Below are 21,412 nucleotides of genomic sequence, written 5' to 3' on the forward strand. Positions count from 1 at the left end.
GGCCGAGTGGCAGGAGTCCGTCGTACCGTGACCGCGGATGCCCAGAGTGCGGCGCGCGGGACGACTGCCGCCGGGCCGGTGCTGCCGCGCGCGTTCTGGTGGCTGTGGACCGCCACGCTCGTCAACCGGCTCGGCGGCTTCGTCGTCGTGTTCCTGTCCCTGTACGTGACACTCGACCGGGGCTACTCGGCCTCGTTCGCGGGGCTCGTCACCACGCTGTACGGCGTCGGCGGCGCCGTCGGCGCGGTCGTCGGCGGCCTGCTCGCCGACCGCCTGGGCCGGCGAGCGACCCTGCTGGGCGCTCAGTTGCTGTGCGCCGTCGGCACGGGGGCGCTGGCGTTCACCCAGGGACGGGCCGCGCTCGCGGCCACCGCGTGCCTGGTCGGCCTGGCGGGCAACGCCTCCCGGCCGGTCGTCCAGGCCATGGTGGCCGACATGGTCACCGCGAAGGCGCGTGTCAGAGCCTTCTCCTTGGTCTACTGGGCCGTCAACATCGGGGTGGCGGTCTCCGCCGCGCTCGCGGGAGTGCTGGCGCAGCACGGATACACCCTGCTGTTCCTCGGTGAGGCAGCGGTGACCGTGGTGTGCGCCCTGACCGTTTACCACGCGGTGCCCGAGACGCGGCCCGACCCGGCCCGGCAGGGAAACGACGCCGACCCGGGCGCGGACGCGGGCGCGGACGCGGACGCCGGGAAACTGTCACGACGGCGTCGCTTCACGGCCTTCGTGGCCGTGACCTTCCTGGTCGCACTGCTGATGCAGGAGGTCAGTACCGCGCTGCCGCTCACCATGACACGGGAGGGCCTCAGCGCACGCGACTATGGCCTGGTCATCAGCCTCAACGGCCTGCTCGTGGTGGCGCTGCAACTCCCCGTGAGCCGGATCCTCGCGCGCTTCGGCCCGGCGGGCCCCCTGGCCCTGGGGACGCTGCTGCTGGGCGGGGGGCTGGGCATGACGGCCATGGCGGGCTCCCTCACGGCGTACGCCCTGACCGTCGTGGTGTGGACGGTCGGCGAGATCCTGCTGGCCCCGACCGCCATGGCAGCTGTGGCCGACCTGGTGCCGGGCCACGCGAACGGCCGCTACCAGGGGATGTACAGCTTCGCCTGGTCGTCCGCGGCGTGCGTCGCGCCAGCGGCCTCGGGATACGCGCTGGACACCGTGGGCCCGACCCCCCTGTGGGCGGGCAGCGCGATGCTGGGCGCGCTGGCGGCCGCCGGGTACTTCCTCATCCTGCGCGGACGGCCGACGGGCAGCACCACGGATGAATAGGACGACGAGCGAGCAGAACGACGCACGAGCAGAACGACGCACGAGCAGGACGAGCAGGAGGATGTACAGGGATGGCCGATGAGATCACGTTCTGGGATTTCTCCAGGTCGCAGGCGCTCAGCCGCCACAACGGTTCGCGCATCGACGTGCGGGAGATCTCGGAACTGTGCGCTGTTCGCGGGGAGATCGAGGCCGTCGATCCGCACCTGCCCTCAGCGGACGAGATGGTGGGAATCCATCCTTTGGCGCTGAAGCGGCCGCGCAGATGGGAAGCGGCGATCGCCGCGATGATCTACGCATCCAGCGGACAGGTCGCCTTGCGGGAGGAGATCATCAAGGCGCGAGAGCTGCTGGACCGACTTTCGAAGCACGACCGCAGCGCTCTCACGGTGCCGCGCATGCTGGCGCTGGTCCCCACCATGATCGCCGGCTTCCGCTTCAGCCGGCAGGGCGAGACGTTCAACCCGGAGGCGAACCGCTATCTGGAAGGCGCTCGCTTCCTGTCGGTGCTGCTGGAGGAGCGGCCGGCCCTGGAGGTGGAGATCGGACTGTGCGCGCACCGGGCGGGTGTGAGCAATCCGGTCCTTCCGGAGCACGTCAGCTCGACGGGCGCGAACCGCATGGTGGCGTTCGTGGCCTCGCTCCTGGACAACTCGCGGGCGGGGCGGCGCACGGTCAGTGTCTCCCAGCAGACGGCGACCGACCGGGCCGCCGGCACGGTGAACTCCCTCGTCTTCCTGCACTACGCGCACGGAGGGAAGCTGGAACACTTCCTCCGCACCCTCGACCAGCATGCGGACGACATACGCGCCGTGCTGGCCCGGCACGACGCCGCCTCGGCGACGCGTTTCCGGTTCACCCCGCTCGATCCGTTCAGCGAGGTGGTGGAGCGGGACATGGAGGAGGTGTTCGGACCGGACTGGACCGGGGCGCCCACCGATCCGCGATGGCGGCCCGGGGGCACACTGGACTCGGCCGTCGAGGAGGCGAAGGGGAAGATGGCGCGATTCATGCGGGACGCGCCGCTGGACGTCGACCGGCTGCTCAGGCTGCACAAGGACTCCGACACTCCAAGCGAGCGAGGTGTCTCGGCGCTCCACTGGTTCGACCGGCACCAGCGGCAGCCGCTCGGCGTCCGGGCCCGTTACGACGTCGCCTTCCACCACCGCCTGGCCCTGACCACCCTGGAGAAGGACGGTGTGGGGATCGGCATGGAGCGGGGGTGGGACGCGTACCAGTGGCTGGCCTGGAGCGCCGCGTACGGCTCCGCGGGAACGGCGATGCCGCTCCTGTACGCAAGGAGCTCGACCGAACCCACGCACCACGTCTCGCTGCGGAGCTTCAACCTCCGGCAGTTCTGGTGAAGGGCGGGAGCGTCGGCACCCCCACCTGGCACCTTCCGGCGCCCGGTCCCGCGGGCCGGGCCGAACGCCAGTAACCCAACCACCCCAGTCACACCGCTCGTTTTGCAGACCCACTACGCGGACATGGTGGATCGCCGCCGCACCGACAGCGGTGGCGATCCCGTTGGCAGTCGTGCTCTGCGGGACGAGAGGGCGTAGCTGGTCGATGTCGGGCCTCGTCAGGCGCGGTGGTTGGGGAGAACGCGTGCTGATGCCTGGTCAGTGTGACGCGGATTCGGGAGCGAAGCTGCGCAGGAGGTTACCGGTCGTGTCGGGGCCCTCCAGCATGGGTGTGTGACTGACACCGTCCAGGATCTCGATTCGGGCGTGGGGGACTCGGCGGTAGTCCTGGGCGGAGGCCGGCTGCCAACGCCGGTCCTGGGAGCCCAAGATGACCAGCGTGGGCAGGCCGAGACCGGCGAGCCGGTCAGGGATGGGTTGCTCCTTCACATACGCGGTGGACGCCTCTTGGGTCGTGGTGAGGCCGCGGTGCGTCATGCCCCGGATGTCGGCGATCATCTGGTGGGGGATCCGTACCTTGCGGGTGGAGGCGGTGTTTAACCCGTCACGGATCAAGCCGTCGGTACGCAGCCGCCAGAGCAGTTCCCCCAGCACCGGCGTCAGGCGGCCGGCGACGCTGTCGCCGAGGAACGCGTCGTGTCCCGACACCGCGTCTTGGCGTGGAACCCCTCTGTGATGGTCTACGTCTTCTCTGCTGAAGATCATGGTCGTAGGAGAGGACACAGGGTGAGTGACCGCGAGCGAGGCCAGGACACCGAACCCGCGCCCACCGGAGACGCTCCCTGGTGGGCCGGGCTGAGGCTGACCGGAGGAGTGGTTCTCGCCGTGAGCGGGATAGGGCTGCTGCTGTGGCTGATCCTGCGCGGAGGCGCGGCTGACGACGACTGGTCCCGCTACTACGGGGCCGGGAAGATCGTGGCCATCGGATGCGTCATTGTCGGCACGACGCTCCTGGCCCGCCGCCGCGGGTGAGGCGGTGTTGGAAAGGCGGACGAGTGCGACACAGCCTGTTTCGGCCGGCGATCAGGTCGCGGTCAAGGGGGTGTGTGATGGGGGAGCCCGGCCGTGGCGCGCGTCCGGTGCGGTGCGGCGGTGCCGGTGGAGCGCACCACGACGGGCGGTGCGCGGGTGGTGCGTTCTTGCTGGCTCAGAGCAGTACTCAGGCGTGCCAAATGCCTCCAAGGGGCGTCACGATGTGTGATGGATCGCTCGCAGGGCAGGGCGCCTGCCGGTGCGTCATCTGGGGGCCGACCTGTTCCGGGGTGCTCGGTCGCGCAGGACAAGCAGGGTCCAGCCGCGGCCGGCTGGATCGAGTGGTCTGGTCGCGGCGGTGAAGAGTTCTGCGGCTCGGCGGTAGGAAAGCCGTCCTCGGCCCGTCACCGGGCAGCGGTCGGCTGGCGGTGTGGCGGCGGGAGCCCGCCGGGCGGTGACGAACACCGGCCCCGCGGTGCGCCCGGCCAGCAGCATGGGCAGCAGGCGCGCTGTGCCTTGTCCCCAGCTCAGGTGTCCTGCCGCATGCTCCTTGGTGCGTCGGCGGGGTAGGTCTAGGTGGTCGATGTTGAGGGCGAGTACCTGTTCAACGGGGGCTCGCGACTCGTGGAGGAGGTGCCACAGAGCCAACTCCCTGAGTGGAGCCCGCAAGGCGAGGGCGGCGCGGGCCCGATCCGGGTCAGCGGCGGTCGCCCTCGCAGTCGTAGAAGCACCAGAGGGGGCGGGTGTCAGTGCAGGGTTCGGTGTTGGCGGGGCCAGTCCGGTCGCTGGGTCTGTGGTGGTCCAGCCTTGTGCCAGCCACCATGCCGTAGCTGCTCGAAGGCAGGCCAGTTCGCGGGCCAGTGTGCGTGGTTGCGCGGCGGCGGCGCGGTCGGCCAGTCCCCGTAGCAGCCGCTTTGGGGCCCTCGGGTCGTCGAGCAGGGCAAGAGGAACGACGGGTGGGTGGGCGCCCCTGCGCTCGCGACCGGTCGGGGCCCGGCGGTCGACCAGTGGCCAGGCCCATCCGTGCAGCGAGATGCGGTAGACGCGGCGGGAGGCGCTGCCGAGATCGGCCGCAGCGAGGTAGCGGTCGACGGCGGCACTGTATTCCACCGGTGCCGGGCGGAGTGTGCCCACGTCGCCGGTTTGGCGCTGACTCATGCTAGCCATCCGCAGTAAATGAGCTTCGTGAGGACTGCCTCGGTCTTCCATAACTGAGCCTATCACCAGGCATGTTGCAGTAAATACGGGCCATTTACTGCGGTAATTCATGCCGATGGGAAATTGCTCGTGGGAGACTCAGGTTTCTTCCTGGAATTGCTTGCAGGGAATAGGTTGATGGAGGAAGAGTGCGGACCCATGACGCTTCGCACTTGCCCTTCCGCTGTATCCAGGCCCCGGACGGCTGCTCACCGTCTGCGCACGCTGCGGCACCCTCGATTCCGCCGTTTCCTCGTCGGCCAGAGCACGTCGCTGCTCGGCTCCGGGATGAACACGATCGCCACGACCTTCGCTGTGCTGCAGCTGCCTGGCGGCGGGGTCGACGCTGTCGGCGTGGTGATGGGGGCTCGGATTCTCGCGGTGTTGGCGGTGCTGCTGCTCGGCGGAGTGTTCACCGATCGGCTCGGGGCCCGTGCGGTCATGCTGACAGCGGATCTGCTTCGATTCGCCTCTCAGGGCGTGCTCGCCGTGCTGCTGCTCACCCACAGCGCGAGAATCTGGGAAGTCGTCGCCCTGGCGGTGGTCCTCGGAATCGGTGAGGGAGGGTTCAGTCCGGGCCTGACAGCTCTGGTGCCTGGCCTTGTTCCTGCAGACGACCTTGCGGACGCCAACGCGGTGCTGCAGATCGCCCAGGCTGTGGCCTCGGTGGCGGGGCCAGGTCTGGCCGGTCTGCTCCTCGCGGTTTCTGATGCGGGCTCAGTGGTCGCTGTCGACGCGGTCAGCTACGGCATGAGCGTTGTGGCCCTGGCCGGGCTGCCCCTGTCGCAGTCGGCCGCGCTCCGCCGCGGGTTGTTCACCGAACTGGGGCGCGGCTGGAAGGAGTTCACCTCCCGCACATGGTTGTGGGTCACGACCCTCCACATCAGCCTGTTCAACTTCCTCCTCTGGGCTCCGTTCCTGGTACTTGGACCGGCTCTCGCCCAGCAGCGGCTCGGCGGCGCGAGGGCCTGGGGACTGGTATTGGCCTTATACGGCATCGGCTCGATCGTCGGCGGCCTGGCGCTGCTCGGCAGGAACCCCAACCGGGCACTCGCCTGGTCCATGGCCGCATCCGTCGGCTGGGCCATTCCGGCGGCGGCGCTGGCCGCGCGGGCACCCCTGGCCTGGGTGGGAGCCGCTGCACTCCTAGCGGGGGGCGGAGCAGCGGTGTGCAATACCCTCGTGACGACTGTCATCCAGCGCGAGATCCCCGCCGAGATCCGCGGACGCATCAGCGCCCTCGACAGCTTGGGCGCCTTCGCTCTGGGACCGCTCGGACTGGCGCTGGCCGGGCCGGTGTCGGGCGTCGTGGGAGCAGACCGGCTCCTGGGGCTCGGTGTGCTGTGGCAGCTGACCGCAGTCGCGGTGGTACTGGCGCTCCCGTCCGTGCGAAGGCATGACGCAAAGTGAAATTCTTGAGCTGGCCGTCAAGTACGGCAGACCCTGGTCCCCTACTCGGGTTCGGTGCGTGCTTGAGAGGCTTTGAGTCGGCTGACGACGTAGCTGGCGGGATCTCCCCGTTGCGTTCGTGCCAGTTGTGGGCCGTGCCGTCGGCGGGGCCGAGAAGGTCGGCGGGGCCGAGGAGGTCGGCGAGCATCTTCCAGTCAGCGGCGCCGACCATCGCCAGCCAGGCCCCGTTGCGCCCAGCTTGGTCAGTCGCTCTCTCTGCTCGGGCAGCAGCTGTGTCTAGGTGCGGGGTTGCTGCTGGCGCCACCTGCGGGTGCCGATGTCGTCGCCGTTGTAGGCGACGCGCGGCGCGACGTGGGCGGGGCGCTGTCGGCGTCGGCCAGGTCGGTGGGCGCCGGGTAGTGCCGTTAGAGGAGGGGACCGTCTACGAATTCGGCTCCGGCGGCGATGGCGAGGTCTGGTCCGAGAGCGGCGGACGGGGTGTGAGCGCCGGGGCGTCCCTTGCCTGCGGCGAGCTGGAGAGCGGTCTGCGCGGCTACGGCGGAGGTGAACTCCATGGCGTCGCCGGCTCGGAGCCAGCCCTCGCGGACGGTGCCGTCGGGCCAGGTGATGAGGGCGTGGCCCCAGGTGTGGGGGCGCGGGCGGGGGGCGGCCTTGGCCTTGATCCCGGCCATCCTGCCGATCGCGAAGGTCTGCACGGCCGGGATCCGCAGGATCGCTGACAACACGGGCAGGGCCGTTCGGACCGCGAGCGAGGCGGGAATGAGGCCGGAAGCCGCCGACGCCGAGGGGGCGCCGCTCACCCTTTGCGCGGCGATGAGTTCACCGGAGGGGACGCCGACCGAGGAGATGTGCTCCCCGTTGGGCAGGGTCAGGTGATGGATCTCCCCGCCGAGGCGGGTCTTGACCAGCTGGCCGCCTTCGTAACGCCGGCCTCCCATCGCGAGGCTGTTCACGATGCTGGCGGCAAGAGCGGTGCCGAGTACGCCTTCCTCGACGGCGACCGAGGCGATGGCGTCTACCCGGACTCGGCTTGGGACAGGGCGGTTCTCGCACATGCGTGCCACGATCGCCTCCGTTCCGACGACGCCGAACCCCGCTCCGGTCACCAGCGTGCTTCCTGCGGTGGTGGCTTCGTCGTGCAGGGCGAACAGGCGGTGGAAGGCGGTCGGGTCGTTTGCCTGGTCGACGTAGTGGCCGCCGGGCATGCAGGCGCGTGCGAGCCGGGCGGCGCTCTCGGCATAGTCGCCGATGGTGTTGACGACGACGGCGGGCCGCTGGTGGGTGATCTCGGCGGCCATGGCATCGGCCCCTGACGCGACGACAATCTTCGCGTCCGCGTCGAGCCCGAGGTCGGCGGCGGCCTTACGCAGTCGGTCGGCATCGCGTCCGACCAGGACGGGGACGGTTCCGGCCGCCACGGTCTGTGCCGCGACGGCACGCCCCACGGGGCCGGTGGCCCCCAGAATCCAGATCTCGCTCTGTGTCATAATTCCTGCACCCTCCGCGATGTCTCACTGTGTCATCATCAGGCTAGCATTGATGTCACAGTGAGACATCTGTGCGGGTAGGATACGGGGATGGCACGTTGGGACGCTGGAGCACTGGAACGCCTGCGCCAGGCAGCACTGGACCTGTTCGGCGAGCATGGCTACGACGCCGTGACGGTGACGCAGATCGCGGAACAAGCGGGGCTGACGCGGCGGACCTTCCACCGGTACTTCCCCGACAAGCGGGAGATTCTTTTCGCCGGCTCCGAGCGGCTGCCCCCCGCCGTGGCGGAGGCCGTCCTCGCCGCGGATCCCGAACTCGCACCGCTGCAGGCGGCGCTGTCGGCCCTCCGTATGGTCGGTGCGGAGGTCAGCGCGATCATCTCCGATTCCGCACAGCGCAGAGCGATCATCGAGACCAGTCCGGAACTACGGGAACGCGAGCGCACCAAGGCCGCTGCGGTCACCGCTGCTCTCCGGGACGCCCTGGAACGGCGCGGGGCCGGGCCTACTGAGGCGCGCCTCGCGGCGCAGGTGGCCTCGATCGTCTCCGAGGAGGCGTTCGGGCGCTGGACCGACGGCGAGGGTCCCTTCCCCCGGTGTTTCGACGTCGCCGAGGCGGCGGTCCATGCGGTGCTGACCAAGGACACATGAGCCAACGCTCCAGCACGGTGGCTCTGTGGACCGAGGCGTTGTGCAGAGGCCAGTCGGACGCAACGAGATCCTCGATGTGATCCCACTACTCCACCCGATCTGGGCCGACGCCGACCCCGACGGCGTCACCTTCGCCGAGAGCCAGGCTGTTCAAGCGAGGACGAGGAGCTGGAACGGGACTTCGTGGCGCGCACGGCCCGCTGGAGCCACACCGAGCGGGTGCTGCTCACCTGCAACCAGGTTGTCCACGACTACGAGCTGCCCGCGACCGAGGGCAAGCGCGGCGACCCGCGATGGCCGGTCTTCGTACGCCGCCACGGCTTCGACATCGAGCACCCCGTGCAGTGGTAGGTCGAAGCGCTCGCGCCGGACGAACTCAGCCCCCTGGTCCTCGCCGCCGCCGACCTGCACGTCGACCGTCAGGTCCTCGCACGGCAGAGAGCCTGGCAGGAGGAGCAACGCCGCGCCCTGGCTCCTTCGTATGGGCTCGGGCACGCCGGGCGGGACGTCGTCCTGGACGGCCGCTTCGGCCCTGGGCCGCAACACCCGGTGCGACACCACCGCGCAACGCGAGCGCCGCAACGGGCCCTCGCCGATGCGGTATATCCAGGCGAAGGCCGGACCGGCCCGCGGGATTCTGCTGTCAGGTCAGGTCAGGTCAGGTCAGGTCAGGTCACGTCAGGTGGAGGTGGGCAGGGTTTTCATGGTGACGTAGCTGGTCACGGTGGCGATGTTGGGCAGTCCTGCGAGCTGGTTGGCGTGGAAGTCCTCGTAGGCGGGGAGGTCGGCGATGTCGATCTGGAGCAGGTAGTCGTAGTTGCCGGTGATGTGGTGGGTGAAGACCACCTCGGCGAGCCGGGTGACGGCGCGTTCGAAGGCGGTGACGTCGGGCCGGGTGTGCCGCATGAGCCGGATGCCCGCGAACACCGTCAGCCCGCGGCCGAGGGCGGTGGGTTCGATGTCGGCGCGGTAGCCGCGGATGACGCCGGTGGCCTCGAGGCGGTTCACGCGCCGCAGGCACGGCGAGGGGGACAGCCCCACGCGGACGGCCAGCTCGGCGTTGCTGATCCGTCCGTTCTTCTCCAGCACGGCGAGAATTGCTCGGTCCACGTCATCCATGGAGACAGATTAATGCGCAGATGCTTTCAGCTACGCATAATTATGCCCCGTACAGGCAGCAATTTGCTGCCAATATTGCCGCGAAAGTGGGCCGTCGCGGGTCTCGCGAGCGATGCTTATTTGGTCATCAACCCGGCCAAACCGAGTTCGTTTGCTGAGGAGCTCCCCGATGAAGACCCTGATCACAGGCGGTACCGTCCTCACCATGGACCCGACCGTCGGCGACCTGGCGCGCGGCGACGTACTGATCGACGGCGGGCGGATCGTGCGGGTCGCGGAGCACATCGAGACACCCGAGGATGCCGAGGTGGTCGATGCGAGGGAGCGGATTGTCATGCCTGGCTTCGTCGACAACCACCGCCACAACTGGCAGACCGCGTTCCGTGGCATGGGCGCCGACTGGACCTTCGGCCAGTGGGCCGCTGCCATGCACGGCACGGTCAAGCCCCACTACACGCCGGAGGACGTCTTCGCGGCCACCCTCCTGGGGCGCCTCGAAGCCCTGCACTCCGGCATCACCACGATGCTCGACTGGTACCACGTCGCCCAGGGACCCGAGCACGAGGACGCCGCCGTCACCGCCCTCCAGCAGGCTCCCGGCCGGTCAGTGTTCTGCCTCGGCGCCGGCTGGGCCACCCCCGTCTCCGTCGACGCCGACATCCATCGCGTCCGCGCCCAACTGGCCGACGATGACGCACTGGTCACCATGGCCTGGGGACTGCGCGGAGCCGACGACACCGGCATGGACACCCTCGCCCGCGAGCTCCAGCTCGCCGATGAACTCGGTCTGCGCACCAGCCTCCACACCGGCGGCGACCACCGTCCCGTCGCTGCCATGCACGAGCGCGGACTCCTGCGCGACACCACCACCTTCGTGCACGGCAACGGCATCGGCGACGACGAGCTGCGCATGCTCGCCGGCGCGGGCAGCCATCTGTCCGTCAGCCCGGACGTCGAGCTGAAGATGGGTTTCGGCGCGCCACTGACCGGCCGGGCATTGGCCGCCGGTCTGCGCCCCACCCTGTCCATCGATGTCGTCCCCTCCGTCGGCGGCGACATGTTCTCCACCATGCGCACCGCCTTTTCCGCCCAGCGTGGCCTCGACGGCACTCTGCGCGCCCGTGACCTGCTCCACTTCACCACCATCGACGCCGCCCGCTCCTGCGGCCTTCACGCCCGTACCGGCAGCATCACCCCCGGCAAGGACGCCGACGTCATCCTCCTGCGCACCGACGACCTGACCGTCTTCCCCGTCACCGACCCGGCCGGCTCGATCGTCACTGCCGGCCACCCCGGCATCGTCGACACCGTCCTTGTCGCCGGCCGCATCGTCAAGCAGAACGGCGCACTCCTCGGCGCCGGCCTGGGGCCGCTCAAGCAACGCCTGCTCGCATCCCGCGACCGGATCGCCGCGGCCGCCGGCATCCCGCTGGACGGCACCTGGAACCCGAAGCCGTAACGCGGGCATTCGATGGGGGCTGTGCCCGACAGGGACCGCCTGTCGGGCACAGCCCCCATCGGCGCCTCGGGGTGACAGATAGTTCGATCGTTCGGCACTGGTGCCAAACGGCGTGCCCATTCAGTGCCTAGTAGGCCGCTGGCTTCAGTTGCCTTCCCCGGGAATGTCGCTGGCGCAGGGGTGATGGTGAGACTCGCCAGAGCCGGCACTGTGACGCATGGCGCGCGCACTGACCGGCACCTCTCGGTGCGAATGCACTCCTTGTTCCGAACCTCGGATGGGGAGCTCAGGGCCGGTGGCTGATCAGGGCCGTGGCCGTGGCCGTGTCCGGGTCCAAGGGGCGTCCTGGGAGTGTGGCCGATGGCCGATGGCCGATGGCCGGGGGCTGGTGGCTGGTGTCTGTGGCTGATCCGGCTGTGGGGTGGGTGGTGGCTGGTCGGGGGAGCGTCGGCCATCGGTGATGACCGATCCGGGGGGATTGGTCATCGGCCACCCGGTCACGGTGACTGCCGGGCGGCCCCTGCGCTGCTTGCTGGTGTCCGGTCGGCAGACTGGCTTGCCCAGCCCCGACTGTGGCTTGCCCGGGGGTTGTTCGGGTGGGTCGTCGGGGTTTGCTCTGGCTATCGGTGGTTTGCCCGGTGCTGCCATGCCCTTCGGTCACGTAGTGGGTAAGCCTGTGACCTGTGCTTTTCGGGAAGTGGGCATGCCTTCGGGCAAGCCCCGATGAGGAGAGTTCACGGCACGAGATCCGAAAGGAGCTGTGTCGTGCTCAACTTGCTCCACGCCGCTCGCGCTGCCCGCACTGTTCGCGCTGCCGACGCTGCCTGCGCCGCTGGTGGTGTCTTCGACCGCCTGGACGCCGAGTGGGCGGCCTTGTGCGCGGACGTCACCGTTCAGGCGGTGGTGGCTGACTGGCTGATGGCCGATCAGCTGGGCGAGGACGTCGCCGCCGTGACCGATTCCTGGGCGTGCACGCTCGGCCCGGCCCAGCTCCTTGCTGCCCTCACCCCGCACGTGGCGCACCGCTTGGACGCGCTGGCCGATGCCGTACTGCGGGCCCTGCTGGTCCGCGCCGCCGGCCACGACGGGTCGGCCACGCTGGCCGCCCGGATCATCGTGCAGGCGATGGTGCCGGCCGCGGTCCGTCTCACCCGCGGCCAGGTCCGGCCCTTCGGTGGCCGATGCTTCGAGACCGTCGGCCACACCGTGATCGTCGCCCTGTACGAGGCGGCGCGCTCCGGCCGCATCCACCACCGCGCCTCGCAGCCCGCCGCCAACTTGATGCTCGACGCCCTGCGCCAGGTATGCCGCGAGCTCGACGCCGACCGCGAGACCAGCGGCGCCGACCTCGCCCTCCTACAGGACTGGAGCGACCCCGGACTCGGCCCGGCCGGCCATGCCCACGCCTGGACCGTGCATGCCGCCGCCACCACAGCCGGCCTCCACGACAGCACGCAGGAGGAAGCCAGCCAGGCCCGCCTCGAACTGCTCGCGCTGCTCCTGGACGCGATGGAGACCGGCACCCTCACGCCGGCCGACGCCCGGTCCATCGCCTGGCACTACAGCACGCGGCCTGTCCCGGACGCGGCCGCCGCCCACCGGGCCGGCACCACGGCGGCGGCCTGGCAGCGCCGCCGCTCCCGCGCCGTCCACGCACTCAAGGCCGCCCGCGCATCCCTCGCCTGACGACTCCTTACCTGTCCGACCGGAGAGAAGAAAGGCCCGGCTTGCCCTGCGCGTAGAAGCCCCTCGATGCCCATGAGGCACGAGTCACCCGCGCCCAGCACCGCCTGGTCGTTATTGGCGCTGCCCTGGTGAAGGCACCGTTCGGCATGGCCGCCCGTGCCCGGTGGGCCGGTGGCCCGCCACGATCCGTGTATATCCGGGCGAGCCTGTCCCCGGGGCAGCGATTGATTCGTGGGAGGTCGGCTGTTCGCGGTCCGTCTTGTCCGGTTGCTGTCCGGGGCCCGGTCGGCGGGGCGGAGCCCGGTTGTGCTTGGGTAACGCGCTGCTGCGCGCGGAGTGCGAGGGCGGCGGCAGCGTGGAGAAGGGGCGGCTGCGTGGGGGTAGGGCGGCGGTGCGGGGGTGGTGTGCGGCGCGTGTCCCGGGTCTTACCGTGCTGTGTTGTGTGTTCCTGTTTCGAGGAGTTCGCGGAAGCTGCGGGGGGTGTGGCCGGTCAGGCGTCGTACGGTGTCGGTGGTGCGGTTCTCCGTGCCTCGGGCCAGGTTCAGGTCCATGGCGGCCAGCATCGCGGCGAACGGGGCCGGGATTTCGCGTGTGTGCCGGTCGCGGATCTCCTCGTAGGAGAGGCGTTGGTGGGTCACGGGGCGGCCGGTGACCTCGGTGAGGATGGCGGCGATGTCGTCGTGGCTGAGCGCTTGGGGCCCGGTGAGGACGAGGTCGGTGTCGGGTGCCTGTTGGTCGGTGAGGGCGTGGAGGGCGACGGCGGCGATGTCGTGGGCGTCCACGAAGCCGATGCGGCCGTCCTCGGTGGCGGTCCTGATGACTCCTTCCTCACGGATGCTGCGGGCGTGCGTGTGTGTTCCGGTGAAGTTCTGCATGAACCATGAGGGCCTCAACACCGCCCATTCTTCGATGAGTTCGGGCAGGGCGCGGTGTACTTTGCCGGCCGCGGGGCCGCCCTCGGAGATGGCGGAGGAGCTGAGCAGGACCGCGCGGCGCACACCCGCGGCGCCGGCGAGGCGGAGGAACGGCAGCATGACGGCTGCGGGGTCCGGGTCGCCCACGGGTGGCACCAGGTAGAGGCGGTTCGCGCCGTGCAGCGCGCCGGCGTGGGTGGCGGGGTCGTACCAGTCGAAGGCGACGGGCTCCGCGCCGGCCACCGGGGCCGCCCGGCGGCTCGCGGCGCGGACGCGGTGGCCGGCGCTCGTCAGCCGGGCGGCGAGGCGGCTGCCCGTGGTGCCCGTCGCGCCGGTCACCAGGGTGGTGGTGTTGCTCATCGGGTGCTCCTGGTGATGTCGGTGCCCGGCTGGGCTGCGGCGAGGGGGTTCCAGTAGTCGCGGTAGGAGGTGATGCGCCCTTCCCGGACGGTGACCACGGCGATGTAGGTCATGTCGAAGGGTGCGCCGGTCTGCACCACGCGGCCGATGCCCCGCATCTCGACCACGATGGTCTCCGGCTCGGCGGTCTCGAGGATCCTGAGGTCGGGGAAGGCGTGCAGGTCGATGTGGTCGGGATAGTGCTGCATGTACGCGGCGACTGCCTGCCTGCCGTCGAGGCGCCGGGGCCATCCGTGCGGGGCGAACGGGAACTCCATCACGCCGTCCTCGTCCCACAGGGCGACCCATGCGGGAATGTCCTTGTCGAGCAGCAGGCGCAGGCCGTGGCGGAAGAGGTCCGCCGGGGAAGTGGGTGCGGGCATGGGTATCCTCCAGAGGAAACAATCCGGACCGCAAGTCCGGTTTGGCGGCACGACGAGAATACGGACCGCTGGTCCGCTTTGCAATCGAGGGAGCAGCATGCCGGAGCGCACCCGTAAGGACGCCACCCGCAACCGCGAGGCCGTGCTGGCCGCCGCCGACGCCCTCTTCACGCGGTGCGAAAGCCCGGACTCCGTCACGACGGCCGACATCGCGGCAGCGGCAGGCGTCGGCAAGGGCACGGTGTTCCGGGCCTTCGGTGACCGCGCGGGGCTGCTCCGCGCGCTGTACGAGGCACGTCTCGAACCGGTCCGGGCGGCCGTGGAGGCCGGCCCGCCGCCTCTGGGCCCCGCCGCCCCGCCGCGGGACCGCGCTCTCGCGCTGCTCGACGCGGTCCTGTGCTTCAAGCTCGACAACCGCCGTCTCGCGCTGGCGCTCGAGGGCAGCGGCGGCAGCGAGGGCAGCAGCCCCTACCGGGCGGAGCACTACGAGCGGTGGCACGGCCTGCTGCGGGAAGTCCTGGACCAGGTCCCCGGCCTGACGGACAGCGCGTTCACGGCCCACGCCCTGCTCGCCGCCACCCGGGCCGATCTGGTCGAGCACCTCGCCGGGGAGCGGGGCCTGCCGAGGGAGCGCATGCGAGCGGACCTGGCGGCGCTGGCAAGGAGAGTGCTCGCACCGGGTGGCGCGGAGTAGGCTCCACAGGCCCCGCATCCGCCGGCCGGGCCGACCTCGGCTCGAAGCGGCAGGGGCCTCGGCCCGGCGCCGCACCGGATGACCGACCGCGACGGACCCCCGCTCGCCTCGGCGACAGGCACCGGCGGTAGGTGTGGTCACGGTCTGGCTGGGTCACGGTCCGGCTGGGGTCACGGTCCGGCTGGAGGCGGCGGGAGTGCGAGGTGATCGATCCGGCCCTCGAGGGGCGACGCCTTTGCGCAACTCCCGTGAACTACGAGGGATATGGCCCGCAGTGGAGGAGCGGGACGGACGGTCTGTGCGGGTCGTGCGAGAGGGTGCACTACACCCGGATCGAAGCCGAACGCGCCGCGCAGCGCGAGGCGCCCGAAGCGGACGCGAAGAAGAACTGCGGCCTGTTCCGCCGCCGGTAGCCCCAGGCAAGCCCAAGGGGAACCTGGGCAAGCCACCCCCGGATGGAGACCTGCCCACCGGCCGGGACGGGCTGAGACGGGCAAGCCGGGCCGGGACACCCCGTCCCGGAACGCGACGGCGGATCCGGTGCGCAGTTTCGAGACGGGTCGGACGGTCGCGCGACGCGATGTCCACCGCCCCGGCCGGTTGCGGAGCGAACCGGCGCTGCGGGTCCTCACCGGCACTGGCGAGGCGCTGGTGACCGTCTACGCGGCCGGCGCGCAGGTCCGTCGGCCCGCCCTGTACGCCAAGGCCCGCACCGAGGGGGACCGCTCGGTGCGTACGGAGGCGTTCGACGCGACGGTGTCCGGCCGGTGAGACCTAGAGGCCGTGCCGTGTGGCAGGACGCCGGCCTGTGGATGCCGCCGGCGGCCGGCCCAGCATCAACGCCTCCTTCCTTCCGGACGGGGAGGGGCGCCGGCTGCGGCACTGGTACGTCAACTTCGAGCGCCTCGCCCGCCGCACCGCGGGCGGGGCCGACATCTTCGACGTCACGGTGGACCTGCTCATCGGCCCCGGTGGCTGTGGACGGACGCGGTCGAGGACGAGTACGCGCAGGTGCGGCGCCTCGGCATCGTCTCCGACGTCGAGCACCAGGCAGTGGGCACCGCCTGAGGCGGGGTCCTGGCGGTGCTCGCCGGGGGCTCGGGTGGTTCGCTGGCGCCGAGCGGTGGGGCGCTTGGGAGGTGTGAGTCGGCCTGGTTCACGCTGTTGTGCCGGGCCACCGTAGTTGTCACCGGGCGGCCCCGACGGCCTGGTGCTCGATGGCGTACGGGCCACGCTTGTGGTCACCGGCGGGAGAGCGCTCCTGTCACCACGACGCCGTGGACAGAGCATCTGTCACCGATCCCACGGCGCCGACCAGCATGGACGGTTCGGCCGTACTCACCGCGCCACTCGTGGTGACAGAAATCTTGGCCAGGTGGCAACTACCGTGGCCCGGCACAGCCGTGCCTTCGCGGCCCCGCGGCGGCCGCTGGAGGGTTGTACCGGAAGGGGGCTAGAGGGTTGTCTGCACGGGTGCACTAGGCGGGGGACTGCGGGTGTGACCGAGGGTGTGAACCCCCGAAATCGGCGGCCGGTCGTTTGCCCTGGCCGGCCCCCGTGGGCACGCCCTCTTCGGGGAACGACACCTCTTACCTGCGCGATAGCCGAAGGCAAGAGGCCATGTTCCAGGCCGGGACGCCCGCAGACCGCCTTGCCCACCGTCACCACCGGGCGAACGGGCCGACACGGCACGGACATCACGAGCGAGGGGGAAGTACACGGTGAGCAACAAGCTGCTGGCGCCGGACGGATGGCTCGTGCCGGGACTGCCCTGGCCGGAGCAGACCCGGGACGGCTGGGGCGAATGCGCGGTGGCCGTCGCCCCGACCATGATCGCGCGCGACCTGGTCGGCAAGAGCGCCCGGATCGCGCTCGATCTCGCGGCCGGCCTGGCCCGTGACCCGAAGGACGGGCCCGGCAAAGCCGTCTTCTTCTCCGACGTCACCCTCTGGCTCGACAAGCAGGGCAAGGACTGGGCGGACTTCGGCGCCGACTACGAAGCCGTCATCGACGAACTCGTCAGAGCACCGGTCCCGTAGCTCTACACGACGCTCGTGCAGAAGCCCTACGCCATCCTGTGCGACGCCAGCCGCGACGGGGTGCGCCTGTACTACCCGGGCGGCGACGTCGAGCACATCACCCCGCAGGTCCGCGCCGACGTCCACGCCGCCATCACCACCAGCCTGGAACGGGTCCGGCCGCCCAACATCCAGGGCCTCACCGACCGCGGCGCCTTCCAGACCCGATAGCCGCACCGCGCACAGCGACGGGCCCGGCCTCCACCCAGGCCGGGCCCGTCGGCCATCGGCGGCCCGCGCTGTCGGTGGCGGCTGGGAGGCTGGCCGGATGAACGACGGTGACGAGCAGCTGCTGCGCGGCCGGGTGTACGGCCACGGCCATGAGGACCGCAACTCTGGTCCGCTGCCGCACCAGAGGTAGGCCGCGCGGGTCGGTGGCCCGCTGGACGGACTGCTGCTCGACATCACGGGCTGGCGGCCGGAGGAAATAGACGACGGTGTCGCCTTGATGACCGAGCTGGGGCGGTGGCCCGGTGGCCGGGCGCTGTACGACCCGCGCCCCGGTGAGCCGCACCCGCCGGGCGGCTCGGGTGTGGTGTGCCGCTTCCACTACTCCGGCGGCACGTCCTGACCGACAGGCGTCAGAACCCATCTTTGAACCCGACTTGGTCTCTTGCATTCGCCAGATGGGGTGGGCGGAGTAGCCGCATGACGGCGTTACTCCCTTCGTGGTGGGCCCAGTGGGCGCATCTGACGGGGAGGTGGCGTCACGTCAACCGGCCTGCTTCTCCACTGACATCACCGAATTGGACATGCCTGAAAGAGCGCTGGGCGGGTACAGGCCGGGACGGTTTGTCTGGAATCTGTCCGCACCAGGGCTCTTGACGAACCCTCAGCGTGGGAAGTGACCGCGCCGGTTCCGCTCCTGTGGCTCGTCTCGATCCTGCGAGGCCGGATATAGAGCCATGTTTACGGACAGTCTCCCCCCTGTCTCAAAAGCCCTCACTGGTCACATGAACCGATCTCTACATTGAGTAATGGATCAACCACGTGATGTAGGGAGCTATATGCGCAAGCACTACCGCGTCCTGGGCGCGCTCGCCCTTCCGGCCGCTCTCACCCTGACGTTGACGTCTCCGGCCGCGCACGCGGACGCGAAGTCGCAGACGGCGGTCACCTTCGACACCGTGGGAAGCCACGACTGGACGGTTCCTGAGGGCGTCACGAGCGTCACGCTGGACCTGTGGGGCAGTGGCGGAGGCGCTTCGGGTGGCACCGGCGGTGCGGGTGGCGGGGGCGGTGGCGGCGCGTCGGGCACGAAGGGGCTCGTCGGTGCGGGCGGCATGGGTGGCGGCGGTGGCGGTGGCAACGGGGGTGGTGGCGGTTCCTCCGGCTGGCACTCGGTGTGCACGCTGGCTGTTGCCCCCGGTCAGACGCTCAGGCTGGACGTCAGTGGCGGCGGGAGCGGTGCCGGCGGCACCGCGGGATCCAACGCTGTCGGCAAGCGGGGCAAGTACGGCACGTTCAAGGCGAGTGGGGGCAGTAACGCGCCTGCCGCCGCCCAGAGTGAGGCATCTCGCGCGGACAGCCTGGGGGAACTTACCCGGGTCGATCGTGTATTCGTCGAGGACGGGCAGGAGGAAACCCAGCCTCTTGCCGGTGCTGATGGTTCCGGCGCCATGGTCAAGAAGGGCCCGGTGGGAGCTCCGGGTGGCGGCGGTGGCGGCTGGGGCGCCGCGGGCGCCATCCCCGGTATCCAGGGCTCGGGCGGTTCCGCCAACGGAACCGGCGGTGCGGGAGCGTCCACCAGCATGGGCGGAGGTAACTTCTGCCAGGGCCGGATGACGGACATCGACGGGCAGTTCTTCTGGCCGACGGCTGCGGATGGGCAGGGCGGGACGGTCGGCGCGGACGGCCGCTGGGGCAACAGCGGCGGTGACCCCAACGGCGGGACCGGCGGCGCTGGAGGTAAGGGCGGCAGCATCGACCCCCGCGGCTACGGTGACGGCGGCACCGGCGGTAAGGGCGGCGACGGCGGTACGGGTGGTCTGGGCGGCGAGACCGCGGGCGCGGACGGCGCGGACGGCAGCGCGGGTCAGGACGGCGCGAGGGGCGGCGACGGCCACTCCGGCGCGGCGATCATCACCTACCGCACCACCTCCTGACCCACACAGCACTCGGCGGTGGCCTCCCCGGCAGCAGCACGGGGAGGGCACCGCCATATCCGGCCGGGGCTGGGAGCAGCGCCAGGCGCGCCGTTTTACCAGGTGGTGATGCGGAAGCGGTCCTGGGGGTTGTTGTCGTGCTGGATCACGTTGCAGATGGATGCGGCTTTGGTGTCGAAGGCGCAGCTGAGGTGGTCGCGGACGGTGCGTGCCGGGCGGCCTCCGAAGGAGGGCCCTCCGCCGCCTCCCGCGGCGGGCTGGGCGGCCTGGGTGTATTCGGGGCCGTAGATGAGGTCGCCGTTGCGGTTGCCCATGCCGTGTTCCCAGCTCTGGCGGTCCTTCATGTCGGGGCTGCAGAGCATGAGTTCGAGGCTGCGGGTGTCCATGTCGGGGCGCAGGTTCTTGGAAGTGGCGCAGCGCTTGGGGTGGGAGAGGGGGGTGAGGTGGCCGGTCGCCTTGTCCCAGCGCCACTTCTGCCGCTGGTCCTTGGCGTTGCAGGGCCGCGGGACGAGGTTGTAGTGCTCGGTGCCGCCGACGGTGCTCTTCTCGGCGGCGAGGCAGTTGCGCGGGTCGCTGGGGCCGGCTCCGTGGGAGGTGATCTTGAGGTCGGCTCCTTCGGTGAAGGGGTCGGCGAGTGCGGGTGCGGCCGCGGCGAGGGTGGCGGCGCAGACCGCGGTGGCGAGGACGACGTTCTTGATCATCATGTCCGGCTCAACGACGGCCCGGCTTCGGAGTTACCCGCAGAGGCGGCCGCCGCTTTGGAGGTCGCCCCGCGCGCCCTGCCGGCAGCAGGGCAAGCCCGACAGCTGCTCGGCGCCGACCGCGAAGTCACGGAACCCGGCCCGCAGTGCAGGGCCGCCCGACCCCCGACTCATACAGCGCGAACGGTTTGCGCCGGCCGCGGCCGTGCTGCGTCAGGGTGGACCGCGGGCCGGGTGAGCCGGCGCGTCATGAGCGTGATCGCGGCAAGAGTCAGCATCGTCTCCGAGTGGCCAGGCAGGGTCTCGTAGTCGCGTACGTTCCGGCGCGCGTGAAGCAACCACGCCATACTGCGCTCTACCACCCAGCGGCGCGGCAACAGCACGCACCCCTTGGCTCCTTTGGGCCTGCTCACGGTTTTGATCGTCAGGTGGAGATAGACCTTGGCCCAGTCGATGAGAGTGCCGGCGTACGCGAGATCGGCCCAGACGATCGTGATCTCAGGGTGCATCAGCCGCAGCCGGAAGAGGACTTCGCGAGCCGCAACGCTGTCGTGGACGTCAGCCCGGGTGACCATGAGGAACACTGGCAGCCCCTTCAGATCGACGACGACGTGCCGCTTTCTCCCGGGAGTCTTCTTGCCTGCGTCGTAGCCTGAAGTGGAGCGCGGGACCGTGGCGGCGACCTTCATCGACTGCGAGTCGAGCACGACCGCCACTGGGTGCGGGGAGGTACCCATCGCGCGGCGGACCCGGCGGCGCGGCTGGTCACGGATAAGGTTGAAGACTCCGGCCGACGACCAGCGGGTGAAGAACCCGAACACCGTCTTGAACGGCGGGTAGTCGCTGGGCAGGGCACTCCACTTGCAGCCCGAGTCAACGAGATAGCGGAGCGCGTCGACAATCTCCCGCCGGGGATGCGCTTCCGGACGGCCCCCGCGCGCGGTCTGGCAAGCGGGCACCGGTAGCAGCGGCTCGATCAGCAGCCATTCCAGGTCTGTAGTGTCCGAGGGATACCGCCTCCGGCGCATAAGACCGCCCCCTGTCCCGCCAAGCGATGAGGTCGAGGGTCGACTCGACGGAGTTGAGCTGTGCGACGATATGGCGCACCCGCTTGTCTTGCGGGTCCAGGGGGGCGTGCCGGGCGAAGGTGCCGGTGACCAGCCGGCGAACCTCTGTGAGCAGCACATACACTCTGACCGTCTCGTACGATTCCAGCTCGTTGGGATCGGCGGTGAACTGGTAGCCGTCCCCACGGGTGTAGATCACCGGGGGCCATCCCCTCGTCATGATGATGTCGCGCATCATGGCCATGCCCGACTGCACTTAAATGCGGGAGAGTTGAGTGGCCCGCATCAGCTGGGGCATGTGAAGCCCGGCCGGGCGGGCCTGCATGAGCACTCGCCAGATGACTTCAGCGTGTCCCCGTGCCGCGTCGCCCCGGTGCCGTGACCGGGGCAT

General features: G+C 70.3%; 20 protein-coding genes and 2 pseudogenes. 14 read left to right on the forward strand and 8 right to left on the reverse strand.

The genetic code is table 11. The features are described 5' to 3' along the window. Positions 1 to 27: 27 nt before the first annotated feature. Both OOJ98_RS16250 and OOJ98_RS16255 read left to right on the forward strand, forming a co-directional pair. On the forward strand, positions 28 to 1,272 hold the full coding sequence (locus tag OOJ98_RS16250) for an MFS transporter (protein ID WP_267055408.1): 1,245 nt from the start codon (positions 28 to 30) through the stop codon (positions 1,270 to 1,272). A 71-nt stretch (positions 1,273 to 1,343) separates the two neighbouring features. Next, on the forward strand, positions 1,344 to 2,636 hold the full coding sequence (locus OOJ98_RS16255) for a hypothetical protein (protein WP_267055409.1): 1,293 nt from the start codon (positions 1,344 to 1,346) through the stop codon (positions 2,634 to 2,636). 258 nt (positions 2,637 to 2,894) lie between these two features. Here the strand turns inward: OOJ98_RS16255 and OOJ98_RS16260 are convergent, their stop codons facing one another. Next, positions 2,895 to 3,401: an alpha/beta fold hydrolase gene (locus tag OOJ98_RS16260; protein WP_267055410.1), complete on the reverse strand. Its 507-nt coding sequence runs from the start codon at positions 3,399 to 3,401 to the stop codon at positions 2,895 to 2,897. A gap of 21 nt (positions 3,402 to 3,422) precedes the next feature. Here OOJ98_RS16260 and OOJ98_RS16265 point away from each other — a divergent pair, with 21 nt between their 5' ends. Then, positions 3,423 to 3,668 (forward strand): hypothetical protein, encoded by a 246-nt coding sequence (locus tag OOJ98_RS16265; protein WP_267055411.1) that lies wholly within the window; start codon positions 3,423 to 3,425, stop codon positions 3,666 to 3,668. A 1,356-nt stretch (positions 3,669 to 5,024) separates the two neighbouring features. Next, positions 5,025 to 6,275 carry an MFS transporter gene (locus OOJ98_RS16270; protein ID WP_267055412.1) on the forward strand — a complete coding sequence of 417 codons (1,251 nt, stop codon included), beginning with the start codon at positions 5,025 to 5,027 and terminating at the stop codon, positions 6,273 to 6,275. Between the two features lie 404 nt (positions 6,276 to 6,679). Here OOJ98_RS16270 and OOJ98_RS16275 read toward each other — a convergent pair whose 3' ends face one another. Further along, a complete protein-coding gene (locus OOJ98_RS16275; protein WP_267055413.1) occupies positions 6,680 to 7,762 on the reverse strand; it encodes a hypothetical protein in 1,083 nt (360 codons plus the stop codon). A gap of 90 nt (positions 7,763 to 7,852) precedes the next feature. On the opposite strand from OOJ98_RS16275, the gene OOJ98_RS16280 reads away from it, so the two are divergent. Next, positions 7,853 to 8,416, forward strand: coding sequence for a TetR/AcrR family transcriptional regulator (locus OOJ98_RS16280; protein WP_267055414.1), 564 nt, complete (start codon positions 7,853 to 7,855; stop codon positions 8,414 to 8,416). A gap of 183 nt (positions 8,417 to 8,599) precedes the next feature. Then, complete coding sequence (locus OOJ98_RS16285) at positions 8,600 to 8,767, forward strand: hypothetical protein (RefSeq protein ID WP_267055415.1); 168 nt, start codon at positions 8,600 to 8,602, stop codon at positions 8,765 to 8,767. Between the two features lie 327 nt (positions 8,768 to 9,094). Here the strand turns inward: OOJ98_RS16285 and OOJ98_RS16290 are convergent, their stop codons facing one another. Then, positions 9,095 to 9,535 carry an Lrp/AsnC family transcriptional regulator gene (locus OOJ98_RS16290; protein ID WP_267055416.1) on the reverse strand — a complete coding sequence of 147 codons (441 nt, stop codon included), beginning with the start codon at positions 9,533 to 9,535 and terminating at the stop codon, positions 9,095 to 9,097. Between the two features lie 169 nt (positions 9,536 to 9,704). Between OOJ98_RS16290 and OOJ98_RS16295 the strand changes: the two genes are divergently transcribed. Together OOJ98_RS16295 and OOJ98_RS16300 are read left to right on the forward strand one after the other, a co-directional pair. Next, positions 9,705 to 10,994, forward strand: coding sequence for an amidohydrolase family protein (locus OOJ98_RS16295; protein ID WP_267055417.1), 1,290 nt, complete (start codon positions 9,705 to 9,707; stop codon positions 10,992 to 10,994). Between the two features lie 765 nt (positions 10,995 to 11,759). Further along, positions 11,760 to 12,680, forward strand: coding sequence for a hypothetical protein (locus OOJ98_RS16300; RefSeq protein ID WP_267055418.1), 921 nt, complete (start codon positions 11,760 to 11,762; stop codon positions 12,678 to 12,680). Between the two features lie 425 nt (positions 12,681 to 13,105). Here OOJ98_RS16300 and OOJ98_RS16305 read toward each other — a convergent pair whose 3' ends face one another. Both OOJ98_RS16305 and OOJ98_RS16310 read right to left on the reverse strand, forming a co-directional pair. After that, a complete protein-coding gene (locus OOJ98_RS16305; protein ID WP_267055419.1) occupies positions 13,106 to 13,954 on the reverse strand; it encodes an NmrA family NAD(P)-binding protein in 849 nt (282 codons plus the stop codon). Further along, positions 13,951 to 14,376, reverse strand: a complete 426-nt coding sequence (locus OOJ98_RS16310) for a nuclear transport factor 2 family protein (RefSeq protein ID WP_267055420.1) — start codon at positions 14,374 to 14,376, stop codon at positions 13,951 to 13,953. The genes OOJ98_RS16305 and OOJ98_RS16310 overlap by 4 nt, the downstream gene beginning before the upstream one ends. Before the next feature lie 97 nt (positions 14,377 to 14,473). Between OOJ98_RS16310 and OOJ98_RS16315 the strand changes: the two genes are divergently transcribed. From OOJ98_RS16315 to OOJ98_RS16340, 6 genes and pseudogenes are all read left to right on the forward strand, one after another. Further along, on the forward strand, positions 14,474 to 15,070 hold the full coding sequence (locus OOJ98_RS16315) for a TetR/AcrR family transcriptional regulator (RefSeq protein WP_267055421.1): 597 nt from the start codon (positions 14,474 to 14,476) through the stop codon (positions 15,068 to 15,070). Between the two features lie 540 nt (positions 15,071 to 15,610). Beyond that, positions 15,611 to 15,841, forward strand: coding sequence for a hypothetical protein (locus OOJ98_RS16320; RefSeq protein ID WP_267055422.1), 231 nt, complete (start codon positions 15,611 to 15,613; stop codon positions 15,839 to 15,841). 950 nt (positions 15,842 to 16,791) lie between these two features. Continuing rightward, a complete protein-coding gene (locus OOJ98_RS16325) occupies positions 16,792 to 17,109 on the forward strand; it encodes a hypothetical protein (protein ID WP_267055423.1) in 318 nt (105 codons plus the stop codon). Between the two features lie 15 nt (positions 17,110 to 17,124). After that, a complete protein-coding gene (locus tag OOJ98_RS16330; RefSeq protein WP_267055424.1) occupies positions 17,125 to 17,319 on the forward strand; it encodes a hypothetical protein in 195 nt (64 codons plus the stop codon). A gap of 97 nt (positions 17,320 to 17,416) precedes the next feature. After that, positions 17,417 to 17,719 (forward strand): annotated as a pseudogene (locus OOJ98_RS16335) (hypothetical protein). Positions 17,720 to 18,155: 436 nt separating this feature from the next. Beyond that, positions 18,156 to 19,253, forward strand: a complete 1,098-nt coding sequence (locus tag OOJ98_RS16340; protein ID WP_267055425.1) for a hypothetical protein — start codon at positions 18,156 to 18,158, stop codon at positions 19,251 to 19,253. Between the two features lie 95 nt (positions 19,254 to 19,348). Here the strand turns inward: OOJ98_RS16340 and OOJ98_RS16345 are convergent, their stop codons facing one another. From OOJ98_RS16345 to OOJ98_RS16355, 3 genes and pseudogenes are all read right to left on the reverse strand, one after another. Further along, on the reverse strand, positions 19,349 to 19,957 hold the full coding sequence (locus OOJ98_RS16345; RefSeq protein ID WP_267055426.1) for a hypothetical protein: 609 nt from the start codon (positions 19,955 to 19,957) through the stop codon (positions 19,349 to 19,351). A 167-nt stretch (positions 19,958 to 20,124) separates the two neighbouring features. Beyond that, positions 20,125 to 20,982, reverse strand: a complete 858-nt coding sequence (locus OOJ98_RS16350; RefSeq protein ID WP_323177900.1) for an IS5 family transposase — start codon at positions 20,980 to 20,982, stop codon at positions 20,125 to 20,127. A 22-nt stretch (positions 20,983 to 21,004) separates the two neighbouring features. Further along, a pseudogene (locus tag OOJ98_RS16355) lies at positions 21,005 to 21,412 on the reverse strand (RacP protein); the annotation flags it as partial.

The sequence above is a fragment of the Streptomyces sp. NBC_00083 genome, from assembly GCF_026343295.1.
In the GTDB taxonomy this organism is placed as follows: domain Bacteria; phylum Actinomycetota; class Actinomycetes; order Streptomycetales; family Streptomycetaceae; genus Streptomyces.